Consider the following 20,778-nt stretch of genomic DNA (forward strand, 5'->3'; position numbering starts at 1 on the left):
TGCTGGGCGTTCTTTCCGGGCCGCTTGCGCGGTTCACGCGCGGCCAGTAAACCGGGCGCCGATCCGACATTCCGACCGGGAAAACAAGACCCTCATGGCTCCACCGCTGCTGATACTTCGCGACGTTCATCTGACCTTTGGCGGCACGCCACTTCTTACCGGTGCCGAGCTTTCCGTTTCCGAAGGTGAGCGCATGTGCCTTGTCGGCCGCAACGGCTCCGGCAAGTCGACCCTTTTGAAGATTGCTGCCGGCATGGTGGAGATGGACAAGGGCGAACGCTTTTTCCAGCCCGGCCGCACGGTGCGCTATCTCCCGCAGGATCCGGACCTTTCCGCCTATGCCTCCACGCTGGAGTATGTCAACGAAGGCCTGACCGAGGGCGACGATCCCTATCGCGGCGCTTATCTTCTGGAAGTCCTGGGCCTTAGCGGCACGGAAGACCCGAAGTCCCTTTCCGGCGGCGAAGCCCGCCGAGCTGCCCTCGCCCGGACGCTCGCCCCCGAGCCGGATATTCTGCTGCTCGACGAGCCAACCAACCACCTGGACCTTCCCGCCATCGAATGGCTGGAACAGGAGCTCAAGAGCCTGAAGTCCGCCCTGGTGCTGATTTCCCACGACCGCCGCTTCCTGGAAAACCTGTCGCGCGCCACTGTCTGGATCGACCGCGGTGTCGCCCGCCGGCTCGACAAGGGCTTTGCCCACTTCGAAGCCTGGCGCGACGAGGTGTTCGAGCAGGAAGAGGTCGACCAGCAGAAACTGGCGCAGAAGATCAAGCGCGAAGAGCACTGGATGACCTACGGTGTCACCGCCAGGCGCAAGCGCAATATGCGGCGCGTGCGCGAGCTTGCCGACCTTCGCAAACAGAAGCGGGAACATCGCGGGCCTCAAGGCACCGCCAAGCTTGCTGCCACGGATGCCGAAGTTTCGGGCAAGCTGGTGATCGAAGCCAAAGGCATTTCCAAGACCTATGGCGACCGTGCCATCGTCAAGGACTTCTCGACCCGCATCCAGCGCGGTGACAGGATCGGTTTTGTCGGCCCGAACGGCGCCGGCAAGACGACGCTTCTGAAGATGCTGACCGGCGAACTGGCACCGGACACGGGCACGACACGGCTCGGCACCAACCTGGAAATGGTCACGCTCGACCAGAAGCGCGAGAACCTGAACCTCAACGACACGCTGTCCTCGGTCCTGACCGGCGGGCGCGGCGATACGGTGGTGATCGGCGACGAGACCAAGCATGTCATGTCCTACATGAAGGACTTCCTGTTCTCGCCGGAACAGGCCCGTACGCCGGTGGGGGTGCTGTCGGGCGGTGAACGCGCCCGCGCCATGCTCGCCCGGGCACTGGCCAACAAGTCGAACCTGATGGTGCTCGACGAACCGACCAACGACCTCGACCTTGAAACGCTTGACCTGCTGCAGGAACTGCTGGCCGACTATCCCGGCACGGCCCTGATCGTCTCGCACGACCGCGATTTTCTCGACCGGGTGGCAACCTCCGTGATCGTCTCGGAGGGCGACGGCCTGTGGCGTGAATATGCCGGTGGCTACACCGACATGCTGGCACAGCGCGGCGAAGGCGTGACCGCCCGCAAAGCCGACAAGGCAGCGCCCGTGAAGAAGGAAAAGCCTTCCGCTCCAGAGGCTTCGCCGCAAAAGCCTCAGGCAAAATCAAAACTGAGCTTCACCCAGCAGCATCTTCTGAAAACCCTGCCGGACACGATCGAGAAACTTGAAGCACGTCTCGAAACGCTTCAGGCGGAAATGAACGACCCGCAGCTCTACGTGAAGAACCCTGACAAATTTGCCAAGATATCCCAGCAAATAACTGATCTCACGAATGAAAAGGATGCTGCGGAAGAGCAGTGGCTGGAGCTGGAAATGCTGAACGAGGCGGGTTAGGCAAGCTGTTCGGCACATCAACTTCAGAAATTGATTCAACTCTGGGACCGCCCTGCTCTGCACTCCGGCACTACGATTAAGTGGTCCACGAGCACTGGGCGCCCGCCGGGCTCATTGCACCAAATCAGGCCCTATGGCAACCAGCCGGGACACCGTGTTCTGGCGGAACCTGCCGCCACCTGTCGCGTTTCCTTTTCGAGCAATAAGGAGACGCACAGATGCACAAGGCGACCATTCTCAAGATCGACCAGGTCACTCACGATGTGAAACGCTTCCGTCTTGTCGAGCCTGAAGGGTTCGACTTCAAGGTCGGTGACGCGACAGAGATTGCGCTCGATGAAGACGGATGGCGGGACGAGACTCGCCCCTTCACGATGACGTCCTTGCCCGAAGAGCGAACTCTCGAATTCACCATCAAGGGATACCCCGATCATGACGGGGTTACGGAGCGCCTTCACAAGCTGAAGGAGGGCGACCACGTGCTGATCGCCGATCCGTTCAAGACCTTCCGCTATGACGAGCCGGGCGTGTTCATTGCCGGCGGCGCCGGCATCACGCCGTTCCTTGCGATATTCCGAGACCTGGAGAAGAAGGGAAAGCTGAACGGCAACCAGCTGATCTTTGCCAACAAGACCTCGGAGGACATTATCTACCGCAAGGAACTTGAGGCTATGGACGGCCTGAAGATCGATCACGTTCTGTCAGACGAAGACACGGCCGGCAGCCACCACGGCATGATCGACGCGGACATGATCAAGGAATTCGTGCCTGATCTTGACCGCCGCTTCTACCTTTGCGGACCGCCGCCCATGATGGAGGCGGTTCAGGAAGTGCTCGAGGAACTTGGCGTCAAGGCGGACTCCGTGGAATTCAGCGACTAACGCAGGCGTGGCGGGTCTGCTTCCTCAGCTGAGCCATCTTGGCGACTGGCAAACCAGGCAAAGCCCAGCGGAGACCCGTGCCTCGGGCCTCCGCCGCCTGTACTGAGGAGCAAATCGCTTCCCCTCACCGTAAATCCTTGAAGAACACGGTTGTCGCGTCCAGATGGCCGTGGCTGTTATAGGCGTAGTCCGGAATGACGCCGACCTTCTGGTATCCGCAGGTCGGGTAGAGCTTTTCCGCCCGATCTCCGGTGACCGTATCCAGCACCAGCATCCAGCGGTTCTCGGAACGGGCAAGGCCATCGATGGCCGACATGAGCTTTCTGGCAAGTCCCTTGCGCCGATGTTCCGGATGAACCATCAGCTTGGCGACATCCGCCCGATGGGGCTGGTTGTCGGCTCCTGCCTTCACAAGCATCACCACGCCCGCAATGTCCGCCCCTTGACGCGCGGCAAGCAGAAAAGCCTCGCCACTTTCGATGGCGGGCAGCTTGCTCGCCCAGAAGGCTTCCGCCTCGTCCTGTGGCATCGGCAACAGGAAGCCGATCCCGGCACCATCTTCGACACATGCTTTCAGAAGCTGCCCCAGGGCGGGAAGCGACCTGCGCACCTCATCTGCGGACATCAGATCGACGGGTGCTTCAGGCGTGAACGGCTGGACTTGCAGAGGTCCGGTCTCGGTAACGGGAAGTGTCATGGCGTGATCACCGTCAGGAAATAGCGTGCCGGAACCGTTCCAGACGCGTGGTAACTGTTGGGGGCGTTGAGACGGAACCGCAGGGCATCACCAGGCTCCAGGTCGTAGGCATCCGGGCCGATGATCATCCGCAGGCTCCCCTCCAGAAGCACAAGTTGATGCTCCAGATCCGGAACCGGCGGAGCGGCATAGGCAACGGTGGCACCCGGGGGAATGCAACCTTCGATCATGGCCCCGCGATACCCGCTTGCTGCCGGCGTTAATGTGCGGCGGACATAACCTGTCTCCGGGTCCGTCCAGACGGCCTGCGCGTCCCGAGGAACAAGGCGCTCGATCGTAGCGGAGGCCGCTCCGAATAGTTCGGCCATTGAGAGGCCGAATGCCGCGGCAAGTTTTCCGAGAACGCTTGCGGTCGGGCTGGTATCGCCGCGCTCGATCCGCGAAAGGGTGGCCCGGCTGATACCGGTGCGTTCGGCCAGATCTTCCAGTGGCCAGTTTCTGGCCCGTCGCAGCTCGGTCAGCCGCCGGGCAAGATCGTGATCAAGGTTCGACATCAAAAAAAATCCCATAAATGAGAATTTTCTCATATATGGGATTTTTCATTTTACAAAGCTCAAAGAATGAGCAGTGTCTGACGGTCTTTTAGTTTCACACCTTCGAGAACACCGCGCTGGCGTTCACACCGCCGAAACCAAAGCCATTGGTGAGGATGTGGTTGACGTCACGAGCAATGGCCTTGCCGGGGATCATTTCGAACCGGCTCATGGCCTCGTCGGCCGCTTCCAGATTACGGGAAGGCGGCAGCAGACCGCTCATCAGGGCCTTGACGCAGGCGATTGCCTCCACGGCTCCCGCGGCCCCCAGCAGGTGGCCGAACATCGACTTTGACGACGACACCGCAAGGTCCTTGCCACGGTTTTCGAAAAGTGTTGTCAATGCAGCAATTTCGGCAGCATCGCCGACGGGCGTCGATGTGGAGTGCGCATTGACGTAACCGATTTCACCGGGCGAGAGATTGGCCGTCGACAAGGCCTGCCGCATTGCCCGCAGACCGCCCTCACCGTCCGGCGAAGACGCGGTAACGTGATAGGCGTCGGCACTGGTGCCGTAACCGGCCAACTCGGCCAGGATCGTCGCACCGCGGGCGGTGGCATGGTCATGGTCTTCAAGGATCAGGATGCCAGCGCCTTCGCCCATGATGAAGCCGTCACGGTCCTGGTCAAATGGCCGGGACGCATGTGCCGGATCGCCATTGCGTTTGGAGGACATGGCCTTCGCGGCACAGAACCCGGCGTAGGAAACCTTGTCGATACAGGCTTCTGACCCGCCTGCCACCATCACGTCGGCTTCTCCCGAACGGATAATACGGGCGGCATCGCCAAGGGCCTGAAGGCTGGCGGCACAGGCAGTCACCGGCGCGCCAATCGGCCCCTTGAGGCCATGCCGGATGGAGACCTGCCCGGCAGCCAGGTTGGCCAGGAACGACGGCACCAGAAAAGGCGACGCCCGGCGGGGGCCTTTTTCGTCCACCAGCCGCGTACCGGCGGTCATGGCCGGAAACCCGCCAACCCCGGTCGCGATGATCGTGCCTGTGCGTTCCTTGTCCCTGTCGGACTTCGGCTCCCAACCCGCATGGGCCAGCGCTTCCTGAACTGCCCCCATGGCAAAATGGATGAACCGGTCAGAGCGGCGCTGTTCGCGCGGATCCATCACTGCATCGACATCAAAGCCATGCTCGTCTTCTGCTTTGGAAGGTACCTCGCCTGCAATCTGGCAAGCCAGCTCACCTGCATCGAAGTGGGTGATCTGGCGGATGCCGTTGCTCCCGTCTTTCACCCGGTTCCAGAAGGCATCTACCCCGGTGCCCAGCGGGGAAACGATCCCCAGTCCCGTCACGACCACACGTCGCATGTCTTACCTCACATTGGTTTGCCAGCGCCCCCGCCCCGGCAGTTAAGATGTGTCGAGGCGGTTTGCCAGTCCGCCCGAGATGGAAATCCTTTTTGCCCGGCTATAGCTCCGAGAGCCGTTTCAGGGTGTCGATGGCACGCAGAAATTCATCGCTTCCGAGATGTCCCTTCACGTCTGCCTGGGCCTGCCGCCACAACGGGACGGCAGTATCAAGAAGCTCCGCGCCCTTCGGGGTCAGCCGATACTGTTTGCTGCGGCCGTCCCGGACGGGTTGCGATGCGACCAGCCCCTTGCGCTCCAGAAGAGCGACATTGCGCACCAGCGTCGTTCGTTCCATGGACAGCCGCTTGGCCAGTGCTGCCGTCGTCACGCCTTCGTATTTGCGGATCGAGACAAGCACGGAGAACTGTCCGGCCGTCATGCCAACCCGCCGCGCCAGCTTGTCATAGTGCCGGCTGACGGCACGTGCGGCCTTGCGCGCGTTGTCGAGAACGCAGAGCGAGAAATCGTCTTCTTCCATGCGGGCTTTGTGTGCATATACACATCAAAAGTCAAGTCACAGTCGAACGATCCCCTTCCCGGGCAATTTGTCATCAGGATATTGCGTTTATTTGCAAAGGGGTTACGGTCAACAACGGCAACCGGAGCGTGAGGAGGTCAAAATGACAGATGCTGTTCAGGCCGTAGAGAATATGAGAAGAAAGATCCAGGACAACTGGGGCTGGTTTCTGGCGCTCGGCATTGCGCTGGTCATAGGTGGCATCATCCTGATCGCTGCTCCCCTGGCAACGTCGATTGCCGTGACGATCCTGATCGCGGCTGTGCTATTCGTCGGCGGCCTGGTTCAGATCTACAATTCCTTCAAGACCCATGGTACCGCCAGTTTCCTCTGGAACCTGATCACCGGCATTATCGCCGTCATCGGCGGGATCGTGATTTATGTGAACCCGCTCGCGGGAACCATCGCACTGACACTGGTGATTGCCGCCATCTTCGTGGCGCAGGGCATCAGCCAGATCCTGCTGGCCTTCAAACTGAAGCCGCATGACGGCTGGGTCTGGGTGCTGATCGCAGGGCTTGTGTCCCTGGTGGCCGGTGCCATGATCTGGCTGGAGCTGCCGAGTTCGGCCGCCTGGGCGCTTGGCCTACTGGCCGGTATTTCGGTGCTGATCAACGGCTGGAGCTACATCGCCATTGCGCTTGCAGCCAAGGCATCCAAGAACTGAACCTGAATTTATTTGAGATGACTGGCACTCGGCAGAATTTCATTTGCCGGGTGCTTTTTTTGATGTAGCGTTTTTCAGGTTCAACTGCAGGCATCGCCTGCGTTCAGGCTGTTCCGTGGATGGTTTCTGTTCTCGGCCGCAATGGCGGCAATCCGCATAACAAGGCCTATTGGTGGTGGCCGCCCCCCGCCGACCGTTGATGTTTGCCGGCTCTTGCCGGCGTCTTTCCCCTCCAAGACATCAACGGATTTTAGAAATGACGAACGTGACCTTGCGCGGTGAAGACCGCATGCTTTCTGTCGCCTGGACCGATGGCACCAGCACCGACTTTCCCTTCATCTGGCTTCGCGACAACTGCCCGAGCGGGTTTCATCCGCAAACGCAGGAACGCCAGTTCGACCTGACCGGCATTGCGGTGGATATTTCCATCGCGAAGGCCGAACAGGATGCGGATGAAATTATTCTAACCTGGTCCGGCGACGGCCATGTCAGCCGCTACAGGGCCGACTGGCTGTTCGATCACCGGCCAGGGGTCGGACTTGCCGATCCAGCCGAGATCGAACCTGCGCTGTGGCGCGGTGATCTCGCCCCGGAAAGCCTTCCGCGAGCGGCGGCCGCCGACTTGATGGTCAACGACGATCTCCTTCTCGCTTTCCTGATCGAAGCCAAGAAAACCGGCCTTGCTCTTGTCGACGGCATGGCTGACGACGTGGAGGCAGGTGTCGATGTCGCCCGCAGGATCGGTTTTCTTCGGGAGACCAATTTCGGCACGACGTTTGAGGTCATTTCCAAACCGAACCCGAATAACCTGGCCTATACGTCCCATGCCCTTCCTTTGCATACGGACCTGGCCAATCAGGAACTGCCACCAGGCTTCCAGTTCCTGCATTGTCTTGCCAATGAAGCAGAAGGTGGCGGTTCGACCTTTTGTGACGGCTTCGCGATTGCGGACGATCTCGCCCGTCTCGATCCGGAGGCCTTCCGGCTCCTTGCCGAGACGCCGGTGCCCTTTCGCTTTCACGACGAGGACTACGACATCCGCCGCCATCACGCGGTGATCGAACTCGATCTGTTCGCACGCGTGCAGGAGCTCCATTTCAACGCTCATCTCGCCGGGATCTTCGATCTGCCGGTCGATCGAATGGAAGCTTATTACGGGGCGTATCGCACCTTGATGCAGATGACCCGATCAAGGAATTACGTCATCACCACACGGCTGAAAGGCGGAGAGATGGTGATCTTTGACAATCGGCGGGTCCTGCATGGCCGAGCCGCTTTCGACCCTGGCACCGGGTTCCGCCATCTGCGCGGCTGTTATGTCGACCGCGGCGAATTCGACAGCCGCATACGAGTCCTCAGCCGAAAAAGAAATTAAGGGTCTCATAGTCAAGAGCGCCCGAACATGTCCGGGCGCTCTCCAGTTCTTTACACCTTCCGGTGCTTTTCACACCGATGATCAGCGAGGCTCCCTGGCAAGACCCTTGCCGAGGATGGGGCCGGTCGGCAACCCGGTGGGAGAGCCTCCCGGCTGTTCGAAGGTGATTTCATAAAGCTGGTCAGGCTTGGGAACCGGCAACCCGGCAGCTTGCAGGATCGTTTGTTTGGGCTCATCGAAGATGCCCAGGGAAACCGGCGGCCCATCCGGATCCGGTTTGGTCCAGAGCTGAAGGATCGTTCCTGCCGGAACATCGGTCTGCCCCAGAAGCGTGACCTGGGTCGCGTTGTTCTCAGCCCCTTCGATCATCGCAACAGGCTGCCCGGCATCGTTGACAAGCACGGCAATCACCTGCGGTTCAACTGTCGTCATCAGGTTCCAGACAAGCGCGATGGCAAGTACGAGGCTCGCTGCCAAGCTGGATGCCGCCGTCCACATCAGTGGTCTGCTACGCTTTTCTCTCTCGGATTTGAGATCCACCGGCGCTTCAACACGACTGTCTTTCGTCTCGGGAGCGGCCATACTCTCTTCCACCGCGTCCAGACGCCTTTCAACGCGATGCCAAAGGCTCTCCGGCACGGCTTCACGGGGCGTCGCGGCGTCCAGAGCGGCAAACCGCTGACGGGCAAGTTCCACGAGAACGGCCAATTCCGGCTCCTTCATCAGGCGATCTTCCACTTCGCGCTGTTCTTCTGGGTCGCACAGGCCAATGACGAATTCGTCGGCAAGTTCAGCAAGATTTCGGCGAGCCGTTCTCATGACATGCACTCCCGCAAGGAAGTCAGGCCACGGCGCACCCACGCCTTTACCGTTCCAAGAGGGGCCGACAGCCGGCCGGCAATTTCACCGTGGGTGTAGCCCCAGATATAGGACATCAGCACGGCACTGCGCTTTTCCGTTTCCAGTCGTCCGAGACAACGGCGCAACTCGCTGTCATGGCCCAGCATTTCCCACGCCTCGTTCAGTTCGCTGCCGTCGATCTGGCGTTCCAGCTTGTCGTCATCGGTTGCCGCTTCCCGGGCCCCGTCACGAAGCATGTTCAAGGTCCTGTTCCGCAGAACGGCGAAGATCCACGCGCGTCCGGATCCCTTCGCAGGATCAAACTGGGAAGCCTTGCGCCAGATCAGGACCAACGCATCCTGGAGGGCATCTTCAGCAAGGTCCTGCCGGCGCAACATGCGCTTGGCAATGCCCAGCATCTTGGGGCCTTCCAGTTCCAGGATCTGTCGCAGGGCCTGCCGGTCCTTGCGTGCACAGGCGGCCAGTAGGGCCGCGTGATCCACTTCGCTTACGCTTTCCGGCATATCCAGCACGTTGGTCTCACTTGTTCAATCTCACCAGGGCTCCTGACTGCTACGCATCAGAAGCGTTGCCGGACCAGTCGTACCGGTAAGGGACCGGAGCAGCCTGGGGTGGGTGGTCCAGGCTGCTCCGGCAATCGGCTTTGCGAACCAGGTGGGAAGGGGCCGCAAAGCCCAGAGCATCCTTGTTCATTCAGCGGGCTGAAGATGCTCTGTCAGTATGTGTTTTGGATGGGGCTTACATCGCGGTCATGAACGTGATGTCGCGCAGCGGCCATTCCAGGCCACCCAGTTCCCAGCTGTCGGTCACCTTGCCGGTTTCCAGCGAAACGGTGTGCAGCCACGTGCCGGTTGCCAGCCAGGCCTTGTTGTTGCCTTCCGCGTCGGTGGCAACATCAAAGGCATAGGTTTCGGCAGCGTCCACACCCAGTTTGCCAACGGCCGCAAGGGTGCCATCGTTCGGCGAAGTCTGACGGATGACGGCACCAATGGTCGCGTCGATGTCATACATCGCAGTCGTTTCCGGCTGGCCATAGGAGTTGATGTAGGCGGCTGCAACGATGTTCGGCGCCTCACCCGCATGCATGTCCTTTTCCTCAAAGGCCAGGCTGCCGTCGACGGTCACCTTGCCGCTTTCGATATCAACCCGGTGGTTGGTCACACCGGTCATGAAGCGCAACTTGTTGGCCTTGGGGTTGAAGTCGACGATGACAGGCTGCCCGTCTTGCAGCGGCAGCATCTTGTCCATCTTGGAAATCACCGTTGCCGCACCGGTCTTCGGATCAATCTCGACGATTTCGTGAGCGCCACTGACGCCGATCAGCTGCCCCGTCGCCGGCCGCAGGTCAATGCCGAGCAGGCTGTCGACACCGGAAACTTCCATCGTGTCGGTGACCTTTCCGGAATTGCTGTCGATCACCACCAGGGTCTTTTCACCGGCAAGACCGATCGCAGGGGTCGCGTGAGCAGCGCCAGCGGCAAGAACAAGGGCGGATGCTGTCAGAAGGCTACGTGCAATAAGGGGCATTTCAGATCTCCGTCTTTCAAAGGCAGGAGGCATCGGATTGGCCTCACTTCCCGGAAACACGGCAGATCGAAATTTGGATGCAGCAGAGGAAAATCTTTTTTGGAATTTTTCAGAAATTGGCGATCAGAAGAAATATAAGTATCTGAATTTATTGAATTTAAAAGAGAAACCTCTCATCACAAAAAATTCCTGGCTTGCAGCCAAAACAGGAAAACGTGCCTCATCCGCCTTCGAAAATGCGTGTCTTTTCTTCTTCGGACAGCACTTTCCATTTGCCCTCTTCGAGACCTTCCAGACCGAGGCCGCCGATGTGGCTGCGGGTCAAGTCGGTGACATGATTGCCCGTTGCCGCAAACATGCGGCGTACCTGGTGATACCGGCCTTCATGCAGGGTCAGCCGGGCATGGGTTTCATCCAGAACCTGAAGCTCCGCCGGCTTCAGCGGCTTGTCTTCACTTTCCAGCATCATGTCGCCGGAGGCAAACAGCGCGCCTTCGTCGCCCTTCATCGGGCGGTCGAGCGTCACTTCGTAGATCTTGGGAACTTCGGACTTCGGCGAGATGACGCGATGCAGGAATGTGCCGTCGTCGGTAAACAGCAAGGCACCGGACGTTTCCTTGTCCAGCCGACCGATGGTGGACAGAACCGGCTTGCGCATGCGGAAGCGGTCCGGCAAGAGGTCATAGACCAGCCGGCCCTGATCCTTGATGGAGCAGGTGTAGCCAAGCGGCTTGTTCATCAGGATCACCACCCCGTGTGCGGGGTCGAGCGGCTCATCGTCGAAGAGGATGTCCTCGTGAGCGGTCTTGGCATCCGCCTTCAAACGGCTGCCCTCGCGGTCTGTGAGCCACCCGTTGCGGATGGCGACCTGCATTTCCTTCCGGCTGCCATAGCCGAGATTGGCGAGGAGTTTTACAAGACGCATCTTACCGACCTCCCTTGGCTTTGACGGCCCGGATTACCTTGTAGCCACCTTCGTCGGCGAGCTGTCTCACATCGGCGAAGACTTCGCCCAGCGTGTGCTCGTAGGGAAGATGCCGGTTCGCGACCATGAAGAATTCACCACCCGGCCGCAGTCCGCGGGCAGCGGCGCGAATGAAGCCCTGACCGACGTCGGCGCGGTCGGCCTTGCCGGCCTGGTGGAACGGCGGGTTGGAGACGATGAAGTCGTAAGGCCCTTCGATGCCCTGGGTCACATCCGACCAGATGCCGTTCATCGTTCTGAGGCCCTTGAAGGCAGCCAGGTTCTGTTCGGCCAGATCCAGCGCACGCTTTTCCGCCTCGTAGAGATCCATCGAAGTGACCTTCGGAGCCTTCTCGAAAACGGCACGGGTCAGATAACCGAAGCCCGCTCCAAGATCAGCGCCTCTGCCCTTCAGCGTTGCCGGCACAAGGTCTGCCAGAAGTCTGGAGGCCGGGTCGATCCTGTCCCAGGCGAAGATGCCCGGCCGGCTGACGAATGTGCCGTCAAGCACGGTCCGCGGCGCATCCAGTACCAGCCATTCGGCGAGAAGCGCGGTGTTCAGGCTGTCATCGGAAACTTCACTCCAGACAACCCGGCACTTGTTCTTGGTCATTTTCTCGGCGCTGCCCAGAAGCTCCTGAAGATCGCTTTCCAGCGTCTTGGCACCTTCGGTGTTGGGCGCGCAGGCAATCACGGTTCCACCCGGCCGTGTCTTTGAAACCGCACGGGCAAGCTGTGCCCTTGCTTCCTGCCGTTGACGACCAGGAAGAACGAGAACAGCGTCGAAGCTGTTGTCTTCCGTCTCCGCGTCTACCTTCAGCCCTGCCTTTTGCAGCGCATCCCGATCTGGTGCGAAACTCTGTTCGCAAACAAGATCTACGTCCGCAAGCGCTGCAAGCGGACGCCCTGTCCTTGCGCGCAGGAACAGGACGCGGCTCTTGTCGGCAAGCTCGACAGCCCCGGTTTCAAGAGGCAAGACGAGTGTATCGAGCGCGGGATCGGACATGGCGGTCTTTCAGACGGGTTTCAGCTGACGCGCTCATACCGCCAGAATGGCCGAAGGTCAAAAGATCGCATCAGACCGGAAAGCTTTTCCATCCACCAGCAGGTTTACGGGCAGCGACCGACCGTCTTCGGTCAACGAGATTTCAAGAAGAATGCGCGATGTGTCCATGCGTTCGATTTCAAGTCCCTCGCCCTCGGGCAGGAAGAAGGCATCGATACCGTAGTCCACCCGTATTTCGTCACCAAGAACGGAGCGAACGGTACCGGCGATCGCCAGATCACCGGCGTCAGCTCTTTCCTTCGCAATCAGGACCGGCACGGCAGCGCCCGTTCCTTCTGACTTCAGACCGACGAAGATGCTGTCTCCCGACTGGACCTTGTCAGCTCCGGGCACCGTCCTGGAAATGGTACCGATCGCAAGATTGATCACCACATAGTCGCCACGGAGCAGGTCTCTCGGGTCAACCGGCACCACGGCAAGCGAAACAGCGCTTCCGCTGTGTTGCACGTCCAGCCGGTCGAACAACGGGATTGAGATGAGGCCAAGCTGGATCAGGGCCAGAAGTCCCCAAAGCAGCCATGGGGCGCGGGACTGCGGTTTTGAAACGGGAGTTGCAGTTGCCGTGGTCATTCCTGAACCTCCCCGGTGACGTCACCTTGTTCCGGCGTCCGGCCACCGCGCCTCATCAGACGCGCCAGCCAAAGGGCCATTCCCAGCAGCAGAACTCCCGCCACCAGGAAGAACAGCGACTGCCCCAGCAAACTGCCGATGGTGACCTGAAGCAGCCAGAGCGCGACCGCAGTCAGGCCGAAATAGGCACAAAGCATCCAGAACCTGTTGTTATACCATGTCCCCAGCGCGCACAGACCGATCAGTGCCGCCAGAACAAAGGCTGCCAGAACGAGAACGTTGGCTGTCAGAACCGGCATCAGCACGGCCACGAGCGCCAGGCCGGTTGCCCCGAAGAGCGCCCCCGACTTCACAGTCTTGTAGGATAGCAGCAGGCCTGTCACCAGGAGAGCCAGAGCGACGGCCAACGGCACCATGGCAGGGAGTGTTGCAAGGCCGCCCAAGGACGGTTCATCCGCAACCTCGGGAACAAACACGAGCGCCAGGACGACCAGCACCGACAAGACCAGAATACCGACATCCTGAAGGGACCTTGCCATCAGCCAATGCCCATGACTGCGCGTCGGCCGGTCGCTTGACCACTTCACGAAAAGATCGGCAACGGGATCGAGCAACATCATCGCGGCCGCCATACCACCGGTTCCGGCTAGGAACATTGCAGTGATGAAATCATCGCTGGAGCTCATCAGTTCCGCTGTTTCGCCAAACCAGCGGCCATAGGTTACCCAGAGCAGCGAAATCGCGGCCCAGCGTGAAAGCCGTGCGGGATGGATGACCGGATGTGCAAACACCGCGACAAGAAGGAGAAGCCCGATCAGATCTTCCATCAGCGGTGCCGAACCGAATTCGGACCGCATGATCTGCCAGGTTATGGCAGCACCGGCAGCGACGATCAGGGATGTTTTCGAACCGGTGAGCCACGCGGCAGCCAATGCACCGAGACAGACAAGGAAAGCACCACCGGGCCAGTCGGCAGGCAAGTGGAAGATCTGTCCGACCAGCGCCATGCCACCGAGAAAAACCAGCGTTGCAAAGCCAGTGGCAAGATCCGCGATACCCTTGCGCCCTCTTGTAGCGGCAAAGGCCGCAAGACCGTTGCTCGCAACGACAAGCAGTGCAATGCCGACGAGCTTCACGGACTTCGGGATAGCTCCCCAGTTTGCCGCAATGAACGCCAGCAGCGCCAAAGCCACGCAGACCATTCCAATTCCGGCAAGGGCCATGGGCAGGCGTGAACGACCGTCGTCCTGATCCTGCTCCTTCAATATGGCCGTTGCACCGGCAGAACTCACCCAGCCCTTCTCGACCCAAAGTTCCAGGTCGTCCTTCAAGCGTTTCTTATAGGCCCAGTCGAACATGCGGCTCCGCCAGTTTTCTCTTCATTTTTCTCTCGCAGCAGGGTTTTCCCTCACCCAGGTACACGGGTTTCCGAACCGCGAGCGGCTCTGCTTCGGACAAGAAGTAGGCATTCGGGTGGCGAATAGGAAGTTTGTCTTTCGCCATCACGCTGGAGCGTAGCGAAAAATGCAATAAAAACAGAGTTCGAAATTCGGCAGCTCAAATTCCTGCCGGAAGCAGCGTTCCGGCACTTGTGAGCAGCACCGATCTTGCTATGCTTAACGCACAAATCCGGCGGTCGGACATCGGCGCCACCTGTGCCGGATTGCCGGAAACATGTCTTAGCCTGCTAAGCGAAACACCGTTTCAGATCAGAGCCAAACTCCAAAAATAATTCCAGGGGGGCTCTGTGGGGGCGTCCGAGAGGCCCGGACGCCCCCTATTATTATTCAGCCGGTTCTTGCGGTTTTTTCGCACTCGTGCGTGATTTGCGTGGAGCCGTCGTCTTGCGCACCGCTGCCTTTCGCGTTGCAGTCTTGCGAGGAGACGATTTGCTCGGCACCGCCGCAGCCGAGGCCGCCCTAACGGGAGCTGTCCGCGTTGGCGCCGACTTCGCAGGGGCCTTGCTCGCCGCCTCTTCCTGTGCCGCTCGGGCGTCTTCCTTACCCGGCTCGACGACTACATCGGTCGCGGCAAGGGGATCTTCCGTGATGTCTCCCGAAACAGGCGGCAGGCCCAGCACCTTGTGGAACTGCTGCAGCGTTTCCAGTGTATGCGGCGTCATTTCGTCTATTGCACCGGGAATGAACCGCACAACCTTGGCCGCGAGTTCCCGCTCTTCCGGGGTTTTCAGAAGCTTTGGCAAGGTTTCGATTGCCAGTTCGGGGGCAAATTCGACGATCAGCGTCTGTTCCTGAAGAATGAAACTGCGTTCGTCCGCATTGAGCGATTTGAACGGTTCGTCCTGTGTCAGGACACGGGCCGAGCGTTCCAGACGGTCGCGGCGAACATTTCCCCGGCTGTCGGCAAGCAGGATCAGCATACGGATCACCGCTTCGCAGAAACCACCTTCCTCGATATGCATCAGGGCTGCCTGGACCGGCGGCAAGCTGCGCAACTCGTCCTTGCGCTTCAGCGTCCGGCCCGGTTGCTTGGTCCGGCCGAACCAGCGCATGTAGGGCGTGCCCCAGATGGAATAGAAGAGGTTCTCGTAGGCTGTGTCGCGCAAATCCCGGAAAAGATCCATGGACTGCTCGATCAGGGCTGCATTGACCTTTTCCAGTTCGACAAACGGATTGCCTGCAGCGGCCGGAGACCTTTCGTTCCTTGCACGTTCGGCAATGCCGGGCAACCAGCCGAGAGCCGGATTGAGGCTGGAGAACAGCGCACGCTGCATTCTGAGCGGATGGCTCTTGCGACGCAGATCCGCGCTCTGCTCGGTGACGAAAGCCTGGACGAAAGGCCGTACGCAGACATCGTAGAATTCGGCCTGCTGCTCGGATGCACGGGCAACAGCGGCAAAGGGTATTTCATCGTCCCGGCCATCATCGATCTTCGTCAGGTCTTCCATCTTGCGCTCATGGAAGCTGACCGTGAATTCCCGCTCCAGCAGCGGGCCTTCATAGTCGTCGATGGTCATTTCGTAGAGGCCTGGCGCCAGCGCCTCGATTGTCTTCAGTGTCGAGGTGACTTCCGTGTGCTCCTTCTTCGCAATCTTGGAGGACACGAAAATGCCGAGATGGCCGACCTGTTCGTGGATCATATAGATGATCCGTTGGCCACGAATGGCGATTTCCCGCTCATCCGTGTAGGTGTCGATGATCCAGTTGAGGGCCTGCTGCGGCGGTGTGATGTTGTCGCCATAGCTGGCGAAAACGATGATCGGCGCACGAATATGCTTGATGTCGACGTTTCGGCCAGGCTCGAGCTGTGCCTCGTTCTTGGAAAGACGGTTGCCGACGAAGAGCTGCTCGACAATCCACTTCATCTCCGCTTCGTTCAGCAGGAAATACCCGCCCCACCAGCGTTCGAACTCCAGGAAACGCTTTGGCTCGGTGTCGACCTTGGCATAGAGATCGTAGTACTTGCCGAAGTAGTTCCGGGCCGGATTGAGCAGTTCGAAGTTCTGCACGATGTCGGCGCCATCGAAGATGCCGTGACCAAGGTCGGAGTAATACATCGCGTTCCAGGTCCCACCCAGGACGCCGGCATTGTAGCGCATCGGGTTTTCACCGACCCGGCCGGACCATGTGGACACAGGCGCCCCATTGAGGATGACCGGCCCGGTCAGATCCGGGTTCATGGCAGCCAGCAGCAGCGTCGCCCAACCACCCTGGCAATTCCCGGTCACCACCGGGTTCGGAGCTTCGGGGTGAAGCTCCATGACCTTGCGCACGAAGGCCGCCTCGGTATGGGTCACGTCCGCCAGTGTCTGGCCTTTCTCCGGCATCCGCTTGAAGGCAACGAAGTAGACCGGGTGACCGTCATGCAGGGCAACGCCCACCTGACTGTCCGGCTTGAAACCGCCGATCCCGGCTCCGTGTCCGGCCCGTGGATCGATGATGATATAGGGCCGTTTCCAGGGTTTCGGATCACGGCACGGCAGATCTGCGGGCGGAATGATTTTCAGCAACATGTAACAGCTGGGGCGCGGCAGATCGGCACCGTCCAGAACCACTTCATAATCATAGATCAGGACAGGTGGACAGCCGGCCTCTTCGTGATCCAGGAAGATGTCACCGCGCTGACGAAGCGTGTCCATTGTGAGGACCATGCGCTGGGCCGCATCCTTCCAGTAGTCTTCCCAGGCCTCGTATAGAGACCCTTTTTCCTGTGCACCGCCCATGGCTTCCACGGCTTTGCCGAACTCGGAAATATTCGACTGCCAACGGGTCTTGTGATCGTCCGAGATCCGGGTCAGGTGCTTGGTCAGTCCCCTGCCCATCAGTTCCGCCAGGTTGGACAGCTCCGTCGCCTGGGCCTGCAGTGCCGTAAAACGCTCCGAAGGGCCCCAGGCGGTGGCATCATGCAGCGATTCCAGAAATTCGTTCTGGCCTTTTTCAAGCGCGTCAAAAATGTCCTTCATCAGGACCTCCTATCCAAGAATGCTGTAGCCACCGTCGATCGGGTGCACGGCCCCGGTGACGTTGAACGCCTCCCGGCTGGCAAGAAAGGCGGCATAGGCCCCGACATCGTCGATCGTGGCCAGTTGGTGTGTCGGCGCGCGTTCAGCCGCGTCGTTCAGTAATGCGTCGAATTCGGCAATGCCCGATGCGGCACGGGTCTTGAGCGGACCTGGCGACAGCGCATGGACCGAGATCCCCTTCGATCCGAGCTCGGCTGCCGCGTAGCGGGTGGCCGCTTCCAGCGCGGCCTTGACCGGGCCCATGACGCCATAGTTCTCGACGACCTTCTGCGCGCCCATGAAAGATACTGTCATGCAGGTACCGCCATGGGGCATGAGCGGCTCGGCCCTTTTGATAAGCCGCAGGAAGGAGTGGACGGAAACGTCCATGGCCAGCGAAAAGCCGTCCGCGGAACAATCGATCACACGACCATGCAGGTCTTCCTTTTTGGAGAAGGCGATGGAATGGAGCAAAGTGTCGAGACGGCCCCATTTGGCCTCAATCTCGGAAAACAGCGCGTCCATCTGCTCGGTATTACGCACGTCGAGCGGGGCAATGATTTCGGCATCGAGCTGTTCGGCCAGAGGCCGCACGTAGGCTTCGGCCCGCTCATTCAGATAAGTGATCGCCAGATCTGCTCCCTGCGTACGGAAGGCCTTGGCGCAGCCATAGGCGATGGACTGATCGTTGGCGACCCCGACAACAAGGGCCTTGTGGCCCGTCAAATCAAACATATGCGCACAGCTCCCGAAACCTTGGGCGGCCAGGACGGAGGGAAACCGGCCGACCACCACACTTCGCTGTCTCAAGCGCAACCTGAAACTGCTTCGCAGTGCAACATAAACCTTGTGACGGAACAATGACCTTTTCAAGGAGATAAGGGTTAGTGCTGATGAAAATGATCTGCTGCAGCGCAAAATCAGCACCGGACGGAAAGCCCGCCCAAAGAAAACGGCGCCCCGGGAAACCCCGGGGCGCCGCCATCTGTCTCAAATTGCAGATACCGTCCTTAGATCAGGTCGAACCGGTCTGCGTTCATGACCTTGGTCCAGGCTTCAACGAAGTCCTTCACGAACTTCTCGTTGTTGTCGTCCTGAGCGTAGACTTCCGCATAGGCCCGCAGGATGGAATTGGAGCCGAAGACCAGGTCTGCGCTGGTTGCGGTCCACTTCAACGTGCCCAGCTGACGGTCGCGCACTTCGTAGGTACCGTCAGCAACCGGATGCCAGCTGTTGGCCATGTCGGTCAGGTTGACGAAGAAGTCCGTGGTCAGGGCACCTTCACGGTCGGTGAAGACACCATGCTTGGAACCACCGTAGTTGGTGCCCAGCACGCGCAGGCCACCCACTAGGACAGTCATTTCACGCGCGGTCAGGCCCAAGAGCTGTGCACGGTCGAGCATCATCTCTTCCGGGCTGACAACGTATTTCTTCTTCTGCCAGTTGCGGAAGCCGTCAGCGAGCGGCTCCAGAACTTCAAAGGACTCTGCATCCGTCTGTTCGGCGGTTGCGTCACCACGGCCCGGAGCGAACGGAACAGAGACGTTGAAGCCACCTGCCTTGATTGCCTGTTCCACACCGAGATTGCCGGCCAGAACGATTACATCGGCAACCGAAGCACCGGTTTCGGCAGCAATCGGCTCGAGCTTGGCCAGAACCTTGGCGAGACGTGCCGGTTCATTGCCTTCCCAGTCCTTCTGTGGCGCAAGGCGGATGCGCGCCCCATTGGCGCCGCCGCGCTTGTCGGACCCACGGAAGGTCCGGGCGCTGTCCCATGCGGTTGCGATCATCTCTGCAGCGGTCAAGCCACTGGCTGCGATTTTCGCTTTCACGGCGTCCACATCGTAGGAGGTGGAACCAGCCGGGATCGGGTCCTGCCAGATCAGGTCTTCAGCCGGAACGTCCGGACCAAGGTAGTTGACCTTCGGGCCCATGTCGCGGTGGGTCAGCTTGAACCAGGCGCGGGCAAAACAATCGCGGAAATAGGCTTCGTCAGCCATGAACTTCCGGCAGATCTCGTTGTAGACCGGGTCCATCTTCATGCCCATGTCGGCATCGGTCATCATCGGGTTCCGGCGGATCGACGGATCAGATGCATCAACCGGCTTCTTGTCTTCCGGCATGTTGACCGGTTCCCACTGCCAGGCACCAGCCGGGGACTTGCGCAGTTCCCAGTCGTAGTTGAACAGGTAATCGAAGTAGCCCATGTCAAACTGGATCGGGAATTGCGTCCAGGCACCTTCGATACCGGAGGTGAACGCATTGGAAGCCTTGCCACCCTGTTCGGTGTTCGCCCAGCCGAAGCCCTGCGACTCGACGCCGGCGGCTTCCGGCTCGACACCAATTCCTTCAGCAGACCGGTTGCCGTGGGCCTTGCCGACGGTGTGGCCGCCACAAGTCAATGCCGCGGTTTCCTCGTCGTTCATCGCCATGCGCTTGAAGGTTTCGCGAACATGCGCTGCGGTTCTGACCGGGTCCGGCTGGCCATTCACGCCTTCCGGGTTGACGTAGATCAGGCCCATGTGGATCGCCGCAAGCGGGTTCTCCAGGGAGGTCGCATCATCGGCGTTTTCAAAACGGTTCTCGACCGGTGCGAGCCATTCCTTTTCCGAGCCCCAGTAGACATCGGTTTCCGGACCCCAGATGTCTTCGCGGCCGAAACCGAAACCGAAGGTTTTGAAACCCATGGATTCGTAAGCCATGTTACCGGCCAGAATGATCAGGTCGGCCCAGGAAAGCGCGTTGCCGTACTTCTTCTTGACGGGCCACAGCAGACGGCGGGCCTTGTCCAGGCTGGCGTTGTCGGGCCAGGAGTTCAGCGGAGCGAACCGGATATTGCCGGAGCCCGCGCCGCCGCGGCCGTCCTGCATGCGGTAGGAACCGGCGGAATGCCATGCCAGGCGGATCATCAGACCGCCGTAGTGACCCCAGTCAGCCGGCCACCAATCCTGGCTTTCGGTCATGAGCGCACGGACGTCGGCCTTGACTGCCTCGTGGTCGAGACCCTTCACGGCTTCACGGTAGTCGAAGTCGGGGTCCATCGGATTGGTGCGCGCACCGCGCTGGTGCAGGATGTCGAGGTTCAACGCATCCGGCCACCATTTCGTTACCGGCTTGTCCATCGCCGTGTTGCCGCCGTGCATTACAGGGCAACCGCCTGTCTTTTCCACCTTAGCGTCCATAACTCTCTCCACTGTCATCTGAAACGTTCGATTATTCGGGCCGCGTGAGACGCCCGTGATATCCGCAAGGCCCGTATGAGCCCGGGACAGATCGGTTTCCTCAAATCTCCCAAAATCTCCGCGCACAAAAATCAACCGGCATCGCAAGGG

At 59.9% G+C, this 20,778-nt stretch carries 18 protein-coding genes; 4 read left to right on the forward strand and 14 right to left on the reverse strand.

Translation table 11 applies throughout. The features are described 5' to 3' along the window. The first annotated feature begins 94 nt into the window (after positions 1 to 94). Positions 95 to 1,906, forward strand: coding sequence for an ABC-F family ATP-binding cassette domain-containing protein (locus B0E33_RS03660; protein ID WP_077290457.1), 1,812 nt, complete (start codon positions 95 to 97; stop codon positions 1,904 to 1,906). A gap of 218 nt (positions 1,907 to 2,124) precedes the next feature. Next, positions 2,125 to 2,787: an FAD-binding oxidoreductase gene (locus tag B0E33_RS03665; protein ID WP_023000048.1), complete on the forward strand. Its 663-nt coding sequence runs from the start codon at positions 2,125 to 2,127 to the stop codon at positions 2,785 to 2,787. Between the two features lie 124 nt (positions 2,788 to 2,911). Here the strand turns inward: B0E33_RS03665 and B0E33_RS03670 are convergent, their stop codons facing one another. The 4 genes from B0E33_RS03670 to B0E33_RS03685 form a co-directional block, all read right to left on the reverse strand. Further along, positions 2,912 to 3,484 carry a GNAT family N-acetyltransferase gene (locus tag B0E33_RS03670; RefSeq protein ID WP_077290458.1) on the reverse strand — a complete coding sequence of 191 codons (573 nt, stop codon included), beginning with the start codon at positions 3,482 to 3,484 and terminating at the stop codon, positions 2,912 to 2,914. Continuing rightward, positions 3,481 to 4,038: a helix-turn-helix domain-containing protein gene (locus B0E33_RS03675; RefSeq protein ID WP_077293131.1), complete on the reverse strand. Its 558-nt coding sequence runs from the start codon at positions 4,036 to 4,038 to the stop codon at positions 3,481 to 3,483. The genes B0E33_RS03670 and B0E33_RS03675 overlap by 4 nt, the downstream gene beginning before the upstream one ends. 94 nt (positions 4,039 to 4,132) lie before the next feature. Beyond that, a complete protein-coding gene (gene fabF, locus B0E33_RS03680; protein ID WP_023000045.1) occupies positions 4,133 to 5,395 on the reverse strand; it encodes a beta-ketoacyl-ACP synthase II in 1,263 nt (420 codons plus the stop codon). A 100-nt stretch (positions 5,396 to 5,495) separates the two neighbouring features. Next, on the reverse strand, positions 5,496 to 5,915 hold the full coding sequence (locus B0E33_RS03685) for a MarR family winged helix-turn-helix transcriptional regulator (protein ID WP_075284248.1): 420 nt from the start codon (positions 5,913 to 5,915) through the stop codon (positions 5,496 to 5,498). A 142-nt stretch (positions 5,916 to 6,057) separates the two neighbouring features. Here B0E33_RS03685 and B0E33_RS03690 point away from each other — a divergent pair, with 142 nt between their 5' ends. Next, positions 6,058 to 6,621 (forward strand): HdeD family acid-resistance protein, encoded by a 564-nt coding sequence (locus B0E33_RS03690; RefSeq protein WP_031268980.1) that lies wholly within the window; start codon positions 6,058 to 6,060, stop codon positions 6,619 to 6,621. Between the two features lie 256 nt (positions 6,622 to 6,877). After that, positions 6,878 to 7,996 (forward strand): TauD/TfdA family dioxygenase, encoded by a 1,119-nt coding sequence (locus B0E33_RS03695; protein WP_077290459.1) that lies wholly within the window; start codon positions 6,878 to 6,880, stop codon positions 7,994 to 7,996. Between the two features lie 81 nt (positions 7,997 to 8,077). Here the strand turns inward: B0E33_RS03695 and B0E33_RS03700 are convergent, their stop codons facing one another. From B0E33_RS03700 to katG, 10 genes are all read right to left on the reverse strand, one after another. Continuing rightward, positions 8,078 to 8,815, reverse strand: a complete 738-nt coding sequence (locus tag B0E33_RS03700; protein WP_077290460.1) for an anti-sigma factor — start codon at positions 8,813 to 8,815, stop codon at positions 8,078 to 8,080. Beyond that, positions 8,812 to 9,360, reverse strand: coding sequence for a sigma-70 family RNA polymerase sigma factor (locus B0E33_RS03705; protein ID WP_062489592.1), 549 nt, complete (start codon positions 9,358 to 9,360; stop codon positions 8,812 to 8,814). The genes B0E33_RS03700 and B0E33_RS03705 overlap by 4 nt, the downstream gene beginning before the upstream one ends. Before the next feature lie 235 nt (positions 9,361 to 9,595). Continuing rightward, positions 9,596 to 10,384: a DUF4394 domain-containing protein gene (locus B0E33_RS03710; protein ID WP_077290461.1), complete on the reverse strand. Its 789-nt coding sequence runs from the start codon at positions 10,382 to 10,384 to the stop codon at positions 9,596 to 9,598. A 220-nt stretch (positions 10,385 to 10,604) separates the two neighbouring features. After that, positions 10,605 to 11,309 (reverse strand): pseudouridine synthase, encoded by a 705-nt coding sequence (locus B0E33_RS03715; protein WP_055658527.1) that lies wholly within the window; start codon positions 11,307 to 11,309, stop codon positions 10,605 to 10,607. A gap of 1 nt (position 11,310) precedes the next feature. Beyond that, the gene (locus B0E33_RS03720; RefSeq protein WP_077290462.1) at positions 11,311 to 12,354 is read right to left on the reverse strand and encodes a class I SAM-dependent methyltransferase; all 1,044 of its coding nucleotides are present in this window, start codon (positions 12,352 to 12,354) and stop codon (positions 11,311 to 11,313) included. Positions 12,355 to 12,411: 57 nt separating this feature from the next. After that, positions 12,412 to 12,984 carry a GDYXXLXY domain-containing protein gene (locus B0E33_RS03725; protein ID WP_062489595.1) on the reverse strand — a complete coding sequence of 191 codons (573 nt, stop codon included), beginning with the start codon at positions 12,982 to 12,984 and terminating at the stop codon, positions 12,412 to 12,414. Then, a complete protein-coding gene (locus tag B0E33_RS03730) occupies positions 12,981 to 14,342 on the reverse strand; it encodes a DUF2157 domain-containing protein (RefSeq protein WP_208997755.1) in 1,362 nt (453 codons plus the stop codon). Before B0E33_RS03730 ends, B0E33_RS03725 begins: the two co-directional genes overlap by 4 nt. A gap of 425 nt (positions 14,343 to 14,767) precedes the next feature. After that, positions 14,768 to 17,407: a DUF3141 domain-containing protein gene (locus tag B0E33_RS03735; protein WP_077290463.1), complete on the reverse strand. Its 2,640-nt coding sequence runs from the start codon at positions 17,405 to 17,407 to the stop codon at positions 14,768 to 14,770. 9 nt (positions 17,408 to 17,416) lie between these two features. After that, on the reverse strand, positions 17,417 to 18,181 hold the full coding sequence (fabI, locus tag B0E33_RS03740) for an enoyl-ACP reductase FabI (RefSeq protein WP_077293134.1): 765 nt from the start codon (positions 18,179 to 18,181) through the stop codon (positions 17,417 to 17,419). 275 nt (positions 18,182 to 18,456) lie between these two features. Next, positions 18,457 to 20,628 carry a catalase/peroxidase HPI gene (katG, locus tag B0E33_RS03745; RefSeq protein WP_077290464.1) on the reverse strand — a complete coding sequence of 724 codons (2,172 nt, stop codon included), beginning with the start codon at positions 20,626 to 20,628 and terminating at the stop codon, positions 18,457 to 18,459. Positions 20,629 to 20,778: the final 150 nt, after the last annotated feature.

The organism is Roseibium algicola (genome assembly GCF_001999245.1).
In the GTDB taxonomy this organism is placed as follows: domain Bacteria; phylum Pseudomonadota; class Alphaproteobacteria; order Rhizobiales; family Stappiaceae; genus Roseibium; species Roseibium algicola.